General features: G+C 42.4%; 9 protein-coding genes. 4 read left to right on the top strand and 5 right to left on the bottom strand.

Annotated elements, in window-relative coordinates; translation table 11 throughout:
• The first annotated feature begins 7 nt into the window (after positions 1-7).
• The gene (locus AC1DV1_RS24890) at positions 8-2,356 is read left to right on the top strand and encodes a GAF domain-containing protein (RefSeq protein ID WP_477365164.1); all 2,349 of its coding nucleotides are present in this window, start codon (positions 8-10) and stop codon (positions 2,354-2,356) included.
• Between the two features lie 52 nt (positions 2,357-2,408).
• Positions 2,409-5,000 carry a BamA/TamA family outer membrane protein gene (locus tag AC1DV1_RS24885; RefSeq protein ID WP_477365161.1) on the top strand — a complete coding sequence of 864 codons (2,592 nt, stop codon included), beginning with the start codon at positions 2,409-2,411 and terminating at the stop codon, positions 4,998-5,000.
• 242 nt (positions 5,001-5,242) lie between these two features.
• Here the strand turns inward: AC1DV1_RS24885 and AC1DV1_RS24880 are convergent, their stop codons facing one another.
• Positions 5,243-8,269, bottom strand: coding sequence for a glycosyltransferase family 117 protein (locus tag AC1DV1_RS24880; protein WP_477365158.1), 3,027 nt, complete (start codon positions 8,267-8,269; stop codon positions 5,243-5,245).
• A 201-nt stretch (positions 8,270-8,470) separates the two neighbouring features.
• Here AC1DV1_RS24880 and AC1DV1_RS24875 point away from each other — a divergent pair, with 201 nt between their 5' ends.
• The gene (locus AC1DV1_RS24875) at positions 8,471-10,159 is read left to right on the top strand and encodes a gliding motility protein RemB (RefSeq protein ID WP_477365155.1); all 1,689 of its coding nucleotides are present in this window, start codon (positions 8,471-8,473) and stop codon (positions 10,157-10,159) included.
• Between the two features lie 85 nt (positions 10,160-10,244).
• Here the strand turns inward: AC1DV1_RS24875 and AC1DV1_RS24870 are convergent, their stop codons facing one another.
• The 4 genes from AC1DV1_RS24870 to AC1DV1_RS24855 all read right to left on the bottom strand — a co-directional run bounded on the left by AC1DV1_RS24870 (position 10,245) and on the right by AC1DV1_RS24855 (position 16,396).
• A complete protein-coding gene (locus AC1DV1_RS24870) occupies positions 10,245-11,279 on the bottom strand; it encodes a glycoside hydrolase family 53 protein (protein WP_477365152.1) in 1,035 nt (344 codons plus the stop codon).
• Positions 11,280-11,472: 193 nt separating this feature from the next.
• Positions 11,473-13,755: a glycoside hydrolase family 3 N-terminal domain-containing protein gene (locus AC1DV1_RS24865; protein ID WP_477365149.1), complete on the bottom strand. Its 2,283-nt coding sequence runs from the start codon at positions 13,753-13,755 to the stop codon at positions 11,473-11,475.
• A 13-nt stretch (positions 13,756-13,768) separates the two neighbouring features.
• Entirely contained in the window at positions 13,769-15,574 is a 1,806-nt protein-coding gene (locus AC1DV1_RS24860; protein ID WP_477365145.1) for a glycoside hydrolase family 9 protein, read from the bottom strand.
• A gap of 219 nt (positions 15,575-15,793) precedes the next feature.
• Positions 15,794-16,396, bottom strand: a complete 603-nt coding sequence (locus tag AC1DV1_RS24855) for a porin family protein (RefSeq protein ID WP_477365141.1) — start codon at positions 16,394-16,396, stop codon at positions 15,794-15,796.
• Between the two features lie 201 nt (positions 16,397-16,597).
• On the opposite strand from AC1DV1_RS24855, the gene AC1DV1_RS24850 reads away from it, so the two are divergent.
• Positions 16,598-16,718, top strand: a 121-nt coding sequence (locus AC1DV1_RS24850) for a transposase family protein (RefSeq protein ID WP_477355482.1), incomplete at its 3' end; no start/stop codon positions are given.

The raw sequence follows: 16,718 nt of genomic DNA, 5'->3' as shown, positions 1-16,718 counted from the left end.
ATAAAAAATGCACACCGAAGTACTCAACATAAGTAAAAATGATTGCAATGTTTGCCAGGTAGAAACCTGCCTTACGTTTGATCCTTTTGTAGCGCATTTAAAGGAGCGTGTAAAAACAGAAAAGACCCTTAAATCGGAGTTTTATAAATACGTACTCAATAAGTTTGAAACAGACTTGTGTATCGATCTGGAGGTGAACCCCGATTATGCCGAAATGTACAGGGGTACGCTGGAACTGATTTACAGCATACTTACGCCACCGATTTTAAACGAAAAAGAGTTTTTTTGGGCACTGAGCACCCCGGTACCTGAAAAGATATTTTTCAGTACAGAGGCATTTTTTGAATTTCATTCCAGTCACCACTCCGGGCTGTATGCGGTTAACATGGCCGACCCGGACATATTTGCCCAGCGCCAGAAACGTTTTATTTACAACCTGATACTGGAGCGGATGTACGGCTTCAGCACAATTCTCAGGAACGAGTTGTTGTACAGCTATGTAGATCCCGATACCAAACTTACGCGTTACTACAACATTTTTACCAATCCGCAATTTGTTAAGGTTGTATCAAAGGGAGAATTGCCTGTATTAAGCTTTGAAGCGATTGAGCCTTACCTTAATGATTTTGAAGGTATAGATGTACTTGAACGCATTTTACCACTCTCCAATTTTAAATTCGAAGGATTTTCGGTAATAACATTAACAGATGTTACCTTGCCCCACGCCATGGAAAGCATCCGGAACGAGCTGGTTAACCACTCCAGTAACGAAACCGAGCAATATGAGCACATCATCAACTCGTTAAAAACCCTATCCGAAGACCCCGCCATTGAATTTGGCCTGATGCCTTTTTTAACGGTAAATAACCGGCCGATATTTGATACGGATGAATGTTCGCAAAGTGTGCTCATGTCATCTGCAAAAAAATACAGCATGGCCGAGGAAACTTTTGTCGCCATTGCCGATGACTATAACCAAAACCCCAAGCCTATATTTTTTAATGTCATTAATGACGAGAAGACCATAAAGTATCCTTTTTTAAAGGTGTTAAAGCAATCGGGCGTTAAATCATACGGTATTTTCCCGGTTTACTACAATAAAAAAAATGTGGGTATCCTTGAAGTTTATGCTTACAAAGAAATAGCATTTTATGAAAAGCTGTTATCGAAACTGCAAACCGCTATGCCGCTGATAGCCCAATTACTCCAAAACAGCATCGATCAGTTTAACGATCGTATTGAACGGGTAATTAAAGATAAATTCACGTCGTTACAGCCATCAGTTCAGTGGAAATTCAATGAGGTGGCATGGGAATATCTTAAAAGCGGCAATAAAAGGCGTAAGAACCAGGAAATAGAAACTGTTGTGTTTGATAACGTATATCCCCTATTTGGGGCAATAGACATCCGCAACTCTACCATTGAACGTAACACCGCTTTACAGGATGATTTAAAGGCATTCCTTACACTGGTTATGGAAACCCTTACCACTTTAAAAAAACACATTCACCTGCGCCTTATTGATAACCTGGTATTTAAATGCGATGAGTGGCTGCAAAAAGTTAGCGGTTTTATTACCACAAACGACGAGCTTACGCTGGATGGCTTTGTAAAAGATGAGCTAAATCCATTCCTGGAACATTTCAGGCAGAATTATCCCGACGAAAAACCGGTAATAGATAAATATTTTGCCGCATTATCTGAAGATACAGGCCTTTCTTTTGCCAACAGGCGTAACCTGGAAAATTCCATGCAGCTTATCAACAACAGCATCAATCATTACCTGGAGGTGGCGCAGGATGAAGTACAGGAATCATATCCCTGTTATTTCGAAAAATTCAGGACGGATGGTGTCGAATATGATATTTACATAGGGCAGGCCATTGCCCCCAGCCGGGTTTTTGATTTGCTCTATTTAAAAAATATCCGCCTGTGGCAATTAAGATCGATGGCCGAAATAGCAAGGATTACCAGCTCTTTAATCGACCAGATTTCGCATCCACTGCAAACAACCCAGCTGATTTTTATCCACTCAAACCCGATACAGATCAGTTTCAGGAATGACGAACGTCGTTTTGATGTAGAAGGCGCTTACAACATCAGGTACGAGGTAGTTAAAAAGCGTATTGATAAAGTATTGATAGCCGGAACTGTTGAACGCCTTACCCAGCCGGGCAAAATAGCTATGGTATATTTTAATGCCAACGAAGCAACAGAATACCAGGAATACATTAAATACCTACAAGATTCGCATATCTTAAATAATGATCTTGAATACCTTGACCTGGAGGAATTGCAGGGTGTTACCGGGCTAAAGGCCTTGAGGGTTGGGGTGAATTATGATTTTAAATCATAAAACAAAACGGGGTATTAAACTATTGTGTATTATGCGTTATTAGCTTATCACCTTGAAAAATACACACCTAAAAAACAGGCCGGCCAAGAGTTTATTGTTGCTGATATTAGCAACAGTAGGTGCAATGCGTGCTTTTGCGCAAGCCCCAGGCGATAGCATTAAATTGGCTATTGAGCCCGGATACAACAACGTGAGCGGCACCCATCGCTTTTTCCTTGGCGAAAATTACCGTAAGTTGTGGGCCGCCCCGGTAAAACTGCGCATTTTTCATATTCAGACTGAAAAAGGCGGCTTAAGAATTTTGCAAAAAGGTGGCGGGCAGCAAACCAAATCGTTACGCTTGCAAGACCCTACGGGGCAGCAATGGGTATTAAGAACCATCCAGAAATACCCCGAAAAAGGGTTGCCGCCAAGCTTGCGGCCAACAGTAGCCAAGGATATCCTGCAAGACCAGGTATCTGCCGCGCATCCTTTCTCCGCTTTAACCGTGCCGCCATTGGCTGCAGCGTTGGGCATCCCCCACTCTAACCCCGAAATTGTTTACGTACCCGATGATCCGGGTCTGGGCGATTACTGCAAGGATTTTGCCAACCAGGTTTTCTTGTTTGAAGAGCGCGAACCGCTGGATGCCGAAAAAACCGACAACACCGATAAAGTGCAGCGTAAGCTACAAGACGACAACGATAACCGGGTTGATGAAAAAACCGTACTGCGCGCCCGCCTGCTGGATATGCTGCTGGGCGATTGGGACAGGCACGAAGACCAATGGCGCTGGGAAAAACTGGAAGGCGAAAAGGGAGCCACCTATGAACCTGTGCCACGTGATCGCGACCAGGTGTATTACAAAACTTCGGGGCTGTTTCCGTGGATAGTGGCGCACCAATGGCTCAAATCAAAGTTCCAGGGTTACAGTGGCGAAATAAGGGACATTAACGGCTGGAATTTTAACGCCCGGTATTTTGACCGTTATTTTCTGAATGATTTAAGTGAAGAGGATTGGAAAGAACAGATAGCCTTTGTGCAAAGTACGTTAACCGACAACCTGATAAAAAGTGCGGTTAAACGGATGCCCGATGCCATTTTCAAACTTTCGGGAGTGGAAATTATCAGCAAAATGATTGCCCGCAGGAACATATTGAATAAGCAGGCCACGGAATATTATCGTTTTATAGCAAAACAGGTAGAGATACCCGCAAGTGATAAAACTGATAAGTTTACCATTAGTAATGAAGCCGGAGGCAACCTTACGGTTACCGTTAATAAGATCAAAAAAGATGGAAGTGTTGATAAAATAACCTACAAACGCACCTTTAAACCAGACGTAACCGAAGAGGTAAGGTTGTACGGTTTTGCCGGCGACGATCAGTTTGTTGTTACCGGTGGCAATCCATCGCCTATAAAAGTGCGGATGGTTGGCGGTGATGGGCTAGATAGTTTTTACGTAGATAAAAACCTGCACAATAAAAGTAGTTTGTATGTGTACGATAGATCCGATCAGCAGAATAAGTTACCATCATCTTCCGACGCGAAGATTCGTACGTCAACAGATACGGCAGTAAATCAGTACGATAAAAAGAGTTTTAAATTTGACAGGTTTGAGCCCATCATACTGGCCAATTATAGCCCGGATTTAGGAATTTCATTGATAGCCGGTTTATCCTGGGAAAAGCACGGTTTCAGAAAAGAGCCCTATGCCTTCCGTGATGAATTCCTGGTGAATTATAACCTGGGCAGGCAATCATTCATGCTCACCTACATGGCCGATTGGAAGAAGGCTATAGGTAATAATGACCTGGGTGTTAATATCAAATCCTTGGGCCCGCACAACCTCAGTAACTTTTTTGGCATAGGCAACAATACCGTTTTTGAAAACGAGGGCGATAAGGAAATTAGCTATTATCGTAACCGTTACGATTTTGTTACTGCCAATGTATCCCTTAGTCAAACCAATAATAACTGGCAGTTTAGTGAGGGCATAGCCGGGCAATATTATAACAGCAGTGCTTCAAACAATACCAGTCGTTTTTTAAATGGATACAACCAGGCCAATCCCGATCAAAATGTATTTGGTACAAAATTCTACACCGGCGTTTTGGCCAGCGCCCGGTTGGATACCCGCAACAAGGCAACCATCCCCACCAAAGGCATTTTATGGAATACTACCATTAGCGGCTACACCGGCTTAAGCAAAAACAGCCACAACACCTACGGGCAAATCCTGTCGGAGTTTAGCTTTTACCTCAATCCCGACCAGGATTCGGTATTGGTGATAGCCAACAGAACCGGCCTTGGCACTACGGTTGGTGATGCCACGTATTTTCAGTTGATGAAACTTGGCGGTGCGCAAAATTTCCGTGGTTTCCACACCAACAGGTTTACCGGCAAAACTATTGCCTATAACAATCTGGAATTACGCCTTAAACTGTTGGATTTTACATCATACCTCCTACCCGGTTCCCTGGGTATTATCGGCTTTAACGATGTAGGTCGCGTTTGGGTACCCGGCGAAAAATCAGATCAATGGCATGATGGCTATGGCGGCGGGTTTTACATTATCCCCGCCCAATTGGTATTAATTGAGGCCGTGATGGGTTTCTCAAAAGAAGGATCGTTGCCTTATATCACTATTGGGTTGCGGTTTTAAGCTTACTGATTTTCCGTTATTTTATTTGTGTTTTTGAAACCCCAATATTGATGGCCATTTGTTGGTTGAGGTTTGGTGTGTTTGTCCAACTACATGCAAAACAAACAATCAATCTATAAAAACAATAAACGTAAAAAAAGCTCCCTATAAAAGCATAAAAGGAAATTTCCTTTTAAAAAATTTCCTTTTATACCATACAAATCAAAAGTCTCCCCCGCCCGGGGGAGATTTAGAGGGGGCTACTATTGTTGCCCGTCATTCAATAATGGTGCAAACTTTTTAACGTAATCCTTTAACTGCCCATCGAATTTTTTAAATAACGCCGGCTGGTTATTTTCTTTTACAAAATCGGTTACCCCATTTAGTATCTGTAAACCAATTTGTATATCACGTTTGCTCAAAGTATTGTCGTTTGTTGTTAGCAAGTGATAATTATAATCAAGCTGATCGGTTACGTACTCATCAAGATGGTTTGCCATTTTGGTACCCAACACTACATCATTTAATTGAAATGCCATCTGTATTAAAAATATTTTACGGCCGGCTATGTCAATATAAGGGTTGATGTCGGGCATTTCCTGATCGTACTTGTGCAGCACTTTCAAAGCCAGGTCATTATGTCCTTCCTTCATCAGGTTTTGAATCAAGTCGGTAAAAGTAGTGGTCATTACCGGGTAAAACATCGATGTTGATTCGTGATCAAGATATTTAGCCGTTTTAAAGTTGCCGAATTTAAACTTGGTCATCACATTATTGTACATCACCATGGTGTTGGTTTTACTCAACTGATCATGTACCGTTGTATCTTTTTGGAAAGGTATTAAATGGTATGTAAAACCCTCTTTATACAAATATGGCTGCAAACCAATCAGGTTTTCATTGCCGATGGTTGTAGTAAAGCAAATAGGCCTTTTCCAGTTATTATGTGCAAGTATATCTAATATGGCCAGGTTTTCTTTAGTTACATAATTTGGCGGAAATTTCCAATCCATTATACTTGCAAGCCTGCTTTTTTGATCTGGCGTTACCACGCCCATTTTTACTACCTGGTCTGGGTTTATGGTTAGTTTCAGGTTTTTAGTAGGCAGGTAATTTCCAAAATCGCCGCTTTGGTATTCAACTTGTGTAGCTTTATCATCAGATGTTATAAAGTCAAAAACTTCTTTTACTTCCTGCGGACCGTCCAATTTCTTGTCGTTAAAATAAATGGCATCGCGTACACCCTCCTTATATTTATCATAAGGCATGGTAATAGGCAAAGGATCCGATTCATTCATTTTTTTCTGCATCTGGCGGATGTACCAGTCGCCGGTAAATAAACTCAGGTTCACGATGCGTACATCGGGCCTGATGCCTTCAACTTCCTGATCATACCATAACGAGTAGGTATCATTATCGCCATAGGTAAATAAGATGGCATCTTTAGGGCACGATATCAGGTAGTTATAAGCCATATCATGCGGAGTCATTTTTGTTGAGCGATCATGATTGCCCCACTCTTTGCTGGCCAGCAAAACAGGCGCAGCCAATAAACATATAGCTGTTGATGCTAAAGCGGCGGTTCTGCCGTCAATAAACTTACGGGCGCTTTCGGCAATAGCTATAACGCCTAAGCCTATCCAAATGGCAAACGCATAAAAGGAGCCAACGTAGGAGTAATCACGCTCGCGCGGCTGGACATTAGCTTGATTAACATATAACACGATAGCCAGCCCTGTAAAGAAGAAAAGTAACAACACTACCAGCGCATCTTTCTTTTTACGGTTAAAATGATAAGCAGCCCCAATTAAACCGATAATGAGCGGTAAAGCATATAATGGCGTATAGGTTACAGCACTTGTAACTGACTTTGGTAGATGCCTGCCGCCATCAAATATCCCGGTTGTCCAGTTACCATCAATGGCTACCATACTTTGCTGCCCATCGGCATCATTGTAGCGGCCAACAAAATTCCATAAAAAATAACGCCAGTACATCTGGTACATTTGCCAGGTAAACATCCAGCTTAAGTTGTTTGCAAAGTTTGGCGCCTGTCCTTCAGGGATGCGTAGCCACTCTTTATAAAACTGTACATCCTGCGGGTCGGTACTGTACATGCGCGGCAAAATTGTGGTATGATCATATACCGTTTCAATTTTTTTACCAGCATTCTCATATTTAGTATTTCCCTTACGATAAATGATGCTTCCCTCCTTTTGCTCGGTAACCTGGGCATCATAGTATTGTCCAACCAATAAAGGATTTTCGCCGTACTGAATGCGGTTTAAGTAACCATACAGAGTAAATGCATTATCTGGGTGCGAGTTATTTAAATCGGGGTTTGCGGTTGCCCTGATAGGAATATAGGCAAATGAGCCATAACCAAAATAAATGAACGCCAGGCATAACAATGCCAGGTTAAGCGTTGGCTTTTTTGCACGGATACTATATATAATACCCAATACAAGCGCGGCCACTATAATTAGCATAAAAAAGAAAGCCCCGCTGCCAAAGCCCATTCCCAGGCTATTTACAAAGAAAAGGTCAAAATAAGCAGCAAACTTAATGGTGTATCCCCTAACCCCATACTGTACCAGGCCCAGGATAACTATCCCGGTCAAAAACGCCAATATTCCGTTGCCTACATTGATATTTTTACTCCTGCGGAAAAAATAAACAATAGCCAAAGCTGGTATGGTTAATAAATTAAGCAGGTGGATACCTATTGATAAACCTATAACATAGGCAATAAAAACCAGCCATTTATCGGCGCCTTTTTCATCGGCGTGGGCGTCCCATTTTAAAATGGCCCAAAATACAATGGCTGTACATAGTGACGATAAAGCAAACACTATGGTTTCGACAGCCGAAAACCAGAAAGTATCGGTATATGTGAACGCCAATGCGCCAACCAGGCCGGCACCCATAATCAATATCAGGTTTGTTTGGCTAACTTCTTCATCGCGTTTGTTGAGCAACATTTTTTTTGCCAATGCGGTAATTGTCCAAAATAAAAACATAATGGTAGCCCCGCTTGCGATGGCCGAACCCATGTTTGTATACTTAGGTACTTTAGTAACATCGCCGAATGATAGTAGCGAAAATACCTTGCCCAACATGGCAAAAACAGGGTACCCAGGTTGGTGGGCTACCTGTAACCGGTAGGCGCATGAAATAAATTCACCGCAATCCCAAAAACTAACTGAGGGTTCTAATGTTAAAATGTAGGTAATTGAAGCTATAACAAAGCAAAGCCAGCCTAAAAGATTATTGATTTTTTTGTACTGCATTTATATAAATAGTAAGGATTTTTATCGCGCGGGCAAATATCACTATTTTTAAATGGTAATTAAAAAAAACAGTTTGCCTGTGCCAAATTTAACATTTATTAACTTTTTAGAACAGCCATATTCACACATCAAAACACGTTCTGCAAATCTATTACCAATGAAAATTTTTATCTTACCATAAATAATACTTATTTTGTTGCGATGCAAAAAATCTACCCATTTTTATCCATAAAATTATTTTTGTTAGCCGGAGTCATCCTGGTTTCGGTTCAAGGAGTTAAGGCGCAGTCAACTTATCTGCCAAACTCCTACCAGTTGTACCAAAAATTCAACGCCGATATTTATTCAACTAAAACTGCATTCCACAGTTCGTTACGCCCATTTTTGATAGATAGCCTTATCCAGCATAGTTATGATTCGGTGATGAATGTTGGCGTAAATCCCGACCGTAAAAGCTGGTTTACACGCAAACTATTAAATGAACACCTTTTTGAAGTTAACAGGCCTAACTATACTTTTTACGGGGATATTATTCTTGATTTAGACGTAAGTAAGGATTTTAACGCAAAAAGCGGCGGTCCGGCTCAAACATTTTCGTCGCAAGGGCAATTCGCAAATTTAACGGTAAATTCAAGTAATTATTTAAATACCCGGGGTTACCAGTTTGGCGGTACTGTTGGCAAAAACTTTTCTTTTTACACCAGCGGTTTTGAAAATGCTGCCAAATTCCCCACGTATTATAATACTGTTGTAAATGCCAATCAATTTATACCAGGCCAGGCTTATTTAAGGAATTACAAGGGCATAGCCAAAAACTCGGCAGATTGGTCGTATGTAACAGCAATTATATCTTATAATGTTACAAAAAACGTGAACGTTACCCTGGGCGAGGATAAAATGTTTATCGGGGATGGTTACCGGTCGTTGTTGTTATCAGATTATGCCGCCAATATGCCCTTGTTAAGGGTAACGGCCAATCTTGGTAAACATGTACAGTATATGGCTACCTGGGCTTATATTGAAGACGTGAAAGAAAAAAAATTCGATACGTTTGGAAGCAACCGCCGCAAATGGGCATTTTTTCATTACATCGATTGGAACGTGAGTAACCGGGTTTCGTTTGGTTTCTTTAACGCTCTTATTTCTCCGGAAGCAGATGCAACCGGCAACAGGCGCGGCTTTGATGCCAACATGATAAATCCAATTTTCTTCTCCAGTTCATTGGGGCCATCTCAGCAACCAAAAGACAATACTTTGGTTGGGTTTACAGCCAAATACAAAATCCTTGATAAAACCGCATTGTACGCCCAGTTATTGCTGGATAGGTTTAAAGCTGGTAGTTTTTTCTCGGGTAATAATGCAGATAATACCAATGGTGTTCAGGTGGGTATCCGCGGAGCCGATCTTTTTGCTGTTAAGCACTTTAACTACCTCTTTGAATTTAATACAGTTAAACCGTATACTTATCAAAGTGCCAACACCATAAGCAGCTACAATTTTTATGGCGATCCGTTAGCACATCCTTATGGTGCAAATTTCAGGGAAGCCCTGGGTATCCTAAACTACTCTTTTGGTAGGATTGATCTGCAAGGGCAGGTAAATTACGCCAAGTACGGTACCGATTCGCTCGCCGCCGGCAACAATGGCAAAATTGTGAATAAACCATTTGTACCAACGGCAACTACCACCACAACCGTTGGCCAGGGACTAAGCACCCAGCTTTACTATGCCGAAGGCACCATTTCATTTTTGATTAACCCTAAATATAACCTCCGTTTTGAATTAAGCGGTTTATACCGCCAGGAAAAAAGTGCTAAAGCAGATAACAAAACAACGATGCTTACCTTTGGACTGAGAAGCTCGTTCAGAAATCTATATCATGATTTTTAAATCACACCCCGGAGATTTTACAAAATTGATATTTTAATATTATTAAAAACGCGATGCTTAATTGTGTTGCGTTTTTTTGTGCCTTTTAATTGGCAAATGCGTCCAGCGCCACAGTAGGTTTTCCGGAGGTATCAAAAGCTCCTAAACCATAACCCTGCCAGCTGTTATAAGCTTCGGGTTCCCAATAAAAAACGCCTTTGCCGTTGCTGCCATTTACAGCTTTTACTTTGCTGATAATATCCAAAAGGAAAGCTTTAGATTCTGTCGGTGCGCCAGCTTCCATCCCTGCCTCAACCACCATAACCGGGGTTGAATACCGGGAAACCATATCGTTCATGTTGTTTAAACATTGCGAATCCAAATCGGCCCAGTTTGTTTTGGATGGGTATAAGGACATGCCAATGATATCCCACTGGGCTCCGTTGGCTTTCAACCCATCAAACATCCAGCGAAAAAGACCGTTATCATAACCGTTGGAGATGTGTACAATTACCTGGCTTGTTGGGCTCACTTCTTTAACTGCAGCATAACCGCTTTTGATTAGGGCTGCAAAATTGGCCATGTTTTTTGAGGCGCGGCCATCTTCCCAAAGCATGCCATCGTTAGTTTCGTTACCAACCTGTACCCATATCGGGGTTATACCATTATCTTTTAAGGTATTCATCACACTTTTGGTATAATCGTGCACCGTGGTGGTCAAAGTGGCAAAATCGAGTGCGGCCCAGGCGGCTGGTTTGGCCTGTTTGCCCGGATCGGCCCAGGTATCGCTGTAATGAAAATCAATCATAATATTAAAACCCTGGGCTTTGGCCCGCAACGCTTTAGCCACAAGGTCGGCAGTGTTGCAGTAGCCATTTGTTGGGTTAACCCAGGCACGTAGCCTTATGGCATTAAATCCGAGGCTTTTTAACAGTGCAAACAAATCCTGCTGCGCGCCCGATTTATCATAAAACTTGATACCCTTGGCTTCCATTTCGGTAACCCAGCTAACATCAGCACCCTTCGCGATGGTAACAGGCGGATCAACAACCGGGTCTGGCGTTTTATCGGTTTTACCTTTTGAGCACGAAAAATTAAGGAAGCTTAACAGCAAAATACCAGAGCACAAAATCTTCTTCATCTTAGTTATTATTATTAATAATCGGCAAACAAATGTAATGCTAAAAGCTGAAAGCCTAAGGCGGAAAGCTTTTAGCAGGCATCAAAAACAGAAAGCAGATATTGAAAATTCGGCTCACGCTAAATTCTCAATATCTGCTTCGGTAACGTTATTTCCTGGTTTTGGGCATTAAGCCTTCTGCTTTCAGCTCAAATTATAGTCTACCTGTTCTCGATGGAACCGTAACCGCAGATACATAGTTAAAACTTTGCGTTTGATCGCCTACCATGATCTTAAACTCCCCTGCTTCGGTTACGGTTTTGCTTATATCGTTTACAAAGGCGAGGTCTTTCGGGGTTATTTTAAATGATACAGTTTTTGTTTCGCCTGGTTTTAACGAGATTTTATCGTACGCCCTTAAACGTTTGGTATCCGGAGCAATGCTGGCATATTGCTGGCTGGTGTACAACAGCACCGATTCTTTACCCTCAACCTGCCCGGTGTTTTTAACATCAACCGTAACGGTTAAGGTTTCGTTATCCTTTAGCTCAGGCTTGCTGATATGCAGGTTATTGTAACTGAATGTGGTATAGCTTAAACCTGTGCCGAACTCGTATAATGGATTGTAACCATGTTTATCATCAGGGTTGCCGTTTTCCAGGTTTTTACGGTAATAGTTATTTAAAGCGTTAGGGAAACGCGGATAGGTTATCGGCAATTTACCCGATGGGTTCACATCGCCAAATAATATGCTTGCTATAGCATCGCCGCCTTCATTACCCGGTAAATAAGCCATCAGCGTAGCTGCCGAAAGTTTCTCTGCATCAGTAACAATCCTTGGGCGGCCTTCAGCCAATACCAATATTACTGGTTTACCTGTTTTTCCCAAGGCCTGTGCCAGTTGAATTTGAGCAGGAGGAAGATTCAGGTCTTCTATATTACCTACGTTTTCGGTATAGGATAATTCGCCAAGGCAAAGTACCACCACATCGGCTTTTTTAGCGGCATTAACAGCTTCGTCGATGTTTTGCAGGCTGTCGAAAGCAGCACCAGCTTCATAGCTAACGTTGTTTTTTCCTATTTTTTGCTGAATAGCTTCCAATATGGTGTTTTTATTAGCGGCAAACTTATCCGATTCATCACCTTGCCAGGTATAGCTCCATCCCCCGTCTAACGAACGCATAGTATTGGCCGTAGGGCCGGTTACCAGTACCTTCATGCTTTTTTTAAGTGGCAGCACGTTGCTGTTGTTTTTAAGCAATGTGATGGCCTCATTTGCAGCCTGCACGCTTGCCATACGGTACTCTTCCGATCCGAATTTCGGATAATCAGCAGGATTGCCAACCGGGCGTTCAAATAAGCCCAGTTCGTACTTAACTTTCAAAATACGGTGTACAGCTTCGTTAATACGGGCCATGGACACCTTGCCTTCCTTAACCAGCTCAACCAGGTAAGTAAAAAAAGTATAATCGTAAGGTACCATGCTCATATCAACACCGGCGTTAACCGCAATCATCACTGCATCCTTTTGGGTGGCAGCTATATGATGACGATCATGCAGGTATTGAATATCGCGCCAGTCTGTAACGGCTATGCCATCAAAATGCAGTTCGCCGCGCAATACATCGGTCAACAAATATTTGCTGGCATGTACGGGTACCCCATTAATTTCGCCCGAGTTGATCATTAATGTTTTGGCACCGGCCTTTACGGCTTCAGCAAACGAAGGCAAAAAGTATTCGCGCATATAACGGTCAGGGATCCAGGCCGGGGTACGGTCTTTACCGCTTAACGGAAAGCTATAGCCCAGGTAATGCTTCATACAGGCGGCTACATGGTATTTATCGCCTACATCATTACCCTGGTAACCTTTTATGATAGCTGCGCCCATGGTTTTCACCAGGTACGGATCTTCGCCAAAGGTTTCATAAATGCGTGGCCAAAGGGCCGATTTTCCCAAATCGAGCACCGGCGAATAATTCCATGGAATATAGCTGGCACGGGTTTCATAGGCAGTAATTTCACCTGCTTTATGGGCAATATCGCGGTTAAATGTGGCCGCCACAGCAATTTCCTGCGGAAACAGCGTGCTGCCTACGGTATAAGTTACACCATGTATGGCATCTATACCATAAATAACCGGAATTTTTAAACGGTCCTGGTCGGCGGCTTTTTGGATGGTCGATATTACATCATACCAATGCTCGCGGCTGTAGGCATGCCCGCTTACATTAAGGATAGAGCCTACATGATATTTCATGATGGCTTCTTTTAGCTTATCGGCATCTAGCTGATGATCGGCCACATTTGTTTTTGACACCACATCGGAGGTAACTTCGGTCATCTGACCTACTTTTTCTTCCAATGTCATTTTAGCTATCAGGGCATTTACCTTTGCATCGATAGCACTCACCACCGGCTTTTTTTGAGCCTGTACTGCCGGTGACATTACATTGAGCAAAAGTAAACTTGCTGCCGTTATGTAAATTTTTCGCATTTGTTGATTGATTTTATTTGAGAGGTTTCGAGTTAGTTGATTTCGTTTTTACGCTTAGCTGACTTTGCAAAGCTTCTATCGCGTTAGCAAGGTATGCCATTGGGGCATTCCAATTTATGGTAACTTCATTGGCTGCATAGGCCTGGGTATCGTCGATGTAAGCTTCGTCGGGCACTTTAGATGGCACTTTGATACCATCCTGCATGCCGGGGTTTGGCCCGCCCACCAACAATCCAGGTATCGGGTCAGTTACCCCATCGCTTGCAGATGGGCGGTGATGCGGGTGCATAGGCGTTTTAGTGCCATAACCTGTTACGTACGAGTATCCTGTAGCGTTTCTTCCCAGCAGATAATCCAGGTCGGTCAGCGCGTTATCCAGGTACTTTTTATCGTGCGATAACCGGTAAGCCTGTAATAGTAAAACCCCCTGGTTGGCCGCATCTGAGTTGCTGCCCCAGCCAAAATGCCGGGCAGATAGTGTCATCGAGGTTTGGTAAGCATTGTCATCCACACCTTTGATCAACCCGTCGGCGGTGTTTATTAATCTTTTTTTAATCTCGGGCAATTCAGGAATGGCTGCGTTGTTTTTAAGCAGCGTATAATAGCCCAGTAGCTTCACCTGGCCCCAGGCCGGTACAGGCATTTTATCATCGGGCAACAGGCTGATATTTTTCAGGAAACCAGCATCACGGGTGCTAACAAACAATTCGGATGCTGCCCAGATAAATTCATCGGTAAAATTGTTATCGCCATAACCGCCGGTGGTTACAGCCGGACTAAACTTGTTATTATTCTCATCCTGCCGGTAAGCAACATTTGGATTATTAGCGGCCCATTGCCAGGCTTTTTTTGCTGCGATGAGGCATGAATCGGCCAGGCCCGGTGTTTGTTGCGGAAATCGCTTAAAAGTTCTTGAGGCCTGTGCCATAACCGCAGCAAAATCAAGAGCTGCGGCCGTACCTTTTTGCACTACATACCGGGGCGTGGAATCTTTATCCGGCATTTCAAACTTATCAAATACTGCATTGGTTAATTTATGATACACACCGCCATCGTTAGGATCCTGCATGGTAAGAATCCACCGCAAGTTCCAGAGCACTTCGTTCAGCAGGTCGGGCACGCCATTACCGCTTTCGGGTATATTAAGCTTAACGGTTTTCATATAGGCAGGATAATCCTCGTATAACGAAAGTAAGGTACTTGTGCTGATGCCGCTGTTTACCACGTATTTGTTATAGTCGCCGGCATCGTACCAACCACGGGGCGATGAGATAATGGTACCGGCCGGCCGTTTATCGCTTGCGGCCGAAGGATGCACCAATACCTTATCATCAGGGTGCCCCTCTGCCCTGCTCCATTTACCGGCATACTTTACCGGCAGCGCAGTTGATGCCCGCATAAAGTAATAGGCTTTGATAACCCCTTTAGCTACGTTTTGGTGAACATTACCTGCTATTTTAAATGGATAAGAATTTCCTGCGCCGGTTACAGTCAACACGTACTCGCCCGGTTTATTAAAACTGCTAAAATCTGCTATATATGTGGTTTTGCCCGCGAACGACGGGTTTACAGACGGTGTTAAAATCCCCCTGAATACAGTACGTTTATTTAACGCGCGAATGTTAAATGAACGGCCATCGCCGCTTAAAACTATTGCCTTTTTAGGGCCATTTGGATAAAAGCCAATTTGGTTTAACCTGATTGGATTTGACGAAGTATCTTTAATTTGAGCAACCCCTAATTGAACAATCAACAGCAATAAAAATATACCTGTTAATCTGCCTGCTAAAACTTTAACTTTATTTGAATTTATACTCATTATGCTACACTCTTTACCTGTTTTTTATTAGATAAAAACCGGAATTTAAATATAGGTGTACAACTTACAATAAGTATAATACTATTATTGCCAATTAGCCTGAAATTATAATACTAAAAAGACACTTTTATGTTGAGTAACCAGCGGTAAGACTTGAATAAAAAAAGGCCTGCCACAGTACGGCAAGCCTTGTAATAATATCGTTTAGGATTTAACCTTTTACAGCGAAAATATTTTATAAGCTAATGAAAGACTAAAGATGCTAACGCGGGTATGTGAATAACCGGGGCCATAACCGATTTTATTTAAACCGCCTTCATACCTTAAATCAACCGAAAAATCTTTAATATCTACACCGGCGCCAAGCTGGATGCCGTAATTAGCATCTTTATAGTTTAATTTTGTTATTTCACTACTCGCTCCGCTAAAACTCTGATCTTTATTAATAGTAAAAGAAAGAACAGGGCCGCCATAAAAACGTCCGCCTAAACCAAATGCGCCTATTTTTGTACCTATAAGCAAGGGCACGTCCAAACTCGTAAACTTAGCCTTGTTCTCATTTCCTGCATCGTCCTTAATGGTCAGGTTTTTTGCTGTGGCATATAATTCCGGTTGAAAATTAAAGCCAAGTGCGCCGAACCGTGCCCAAACGCCACCTAAATAACCGGCTTGCGAGCTGTTGTCATATTTTCCGTTTGCAGGAAATGCCGAAAAGTTTAATCCGGCTTTAGCGCCAAATGAAAAGCTTGGTATCACCTGGGCAGATGCAAAGCCTATAGATAACAGGCAGATACTAAATGTAAGTAAGAATGTTTTTTTCATTTTCAAAGGGTTATGATTTGTCGATAAATTTATGAAAATTATTTAGAAGTAATTAAAAAGTAGATTATCGGCACAGGGCTGACGCATAAGAAACGTTAAAAACGGGAGGTGTTGCCAACAAAATGTTGATAAAGAGGTGATAAGTTTAAGGGTTGCGGTTGTCAAAAAGGCTTTCAAGTTTTTTTCTTTGTAAAAAAGAATATGCCCACATCCCTTCACGATCATTTCAGATGGATACCCGATCCACGCACGGGCAATAATAAGAAGCATAATTTACTGGAAGTAATCATTTTATCGGTCTTGGCAGTGTTATGTGGTGCTG

This window comes from Mucilaginibacter sp. P4_D1 (assembly GCF_056401935.1).
Note: the sequence above shows the minus strand (reverse complement) of the source record. Positions and strands in the feature narration are given on the sequence as shown.

What these genes read in the sequence shown, in the direction of transcription:
- AC1DV1_RS24875 (WP_477365155.1), top strand. Translation starts at nt 8,471, where the DNA reads ATGCAAAAAATCTACCCATTTTTATCCATAAAATTATTTTTGTTAGCC.
- AC1DV1_RS24880 (WP_477365158.1), bottom strand. Translation starts at nt 8,269, where the DNA reads ATGCAGTACAAAAAAATCAATAATCTTTTAGGCTGGCTTTGCTTTGTT.
- AC1DV1_RS24855 (WP_477365141.1), bottom strand. Translation starts at nt 16,396, where the DNA reads ATGAAAAAAACATTCTTACTTACATTTAGTATCTGCCTGTTATCTATA.
- AC1DV1_RS24860 (WP_477365145.1), bottom strand. Translation starts at nt 15,574, where the DNA reads ATGAGTATAAATTCAAATAAAGTTAAAGTTTTAGCAGGCAGATTAACA.
- AC1DV1_RS24865 (WP_477365149.1), bottom strand. Translation starts at nt 13,755, where the DNA reads ATGCGAAAAATTTACATAACGGCAGCAAGTTTACTTTTGCTCAATGTA.
- AC1DV1_RS24870 (WP_477365152.1), bottom strand. Translation starts at nt 11,279, where the DNA reads ATGAAGAAGATTTTGTGCTCTGGTATTTTGCTGTTAAGCTTCCTTAAT.
- AC1DV1_RS24890 (WP_477365164.1), top strand. Translation starts at nt 8, where the DNA reads ATGCACACCGAAGTACTCAACATAAGTAAAAATGATTGCAATGTTTGC.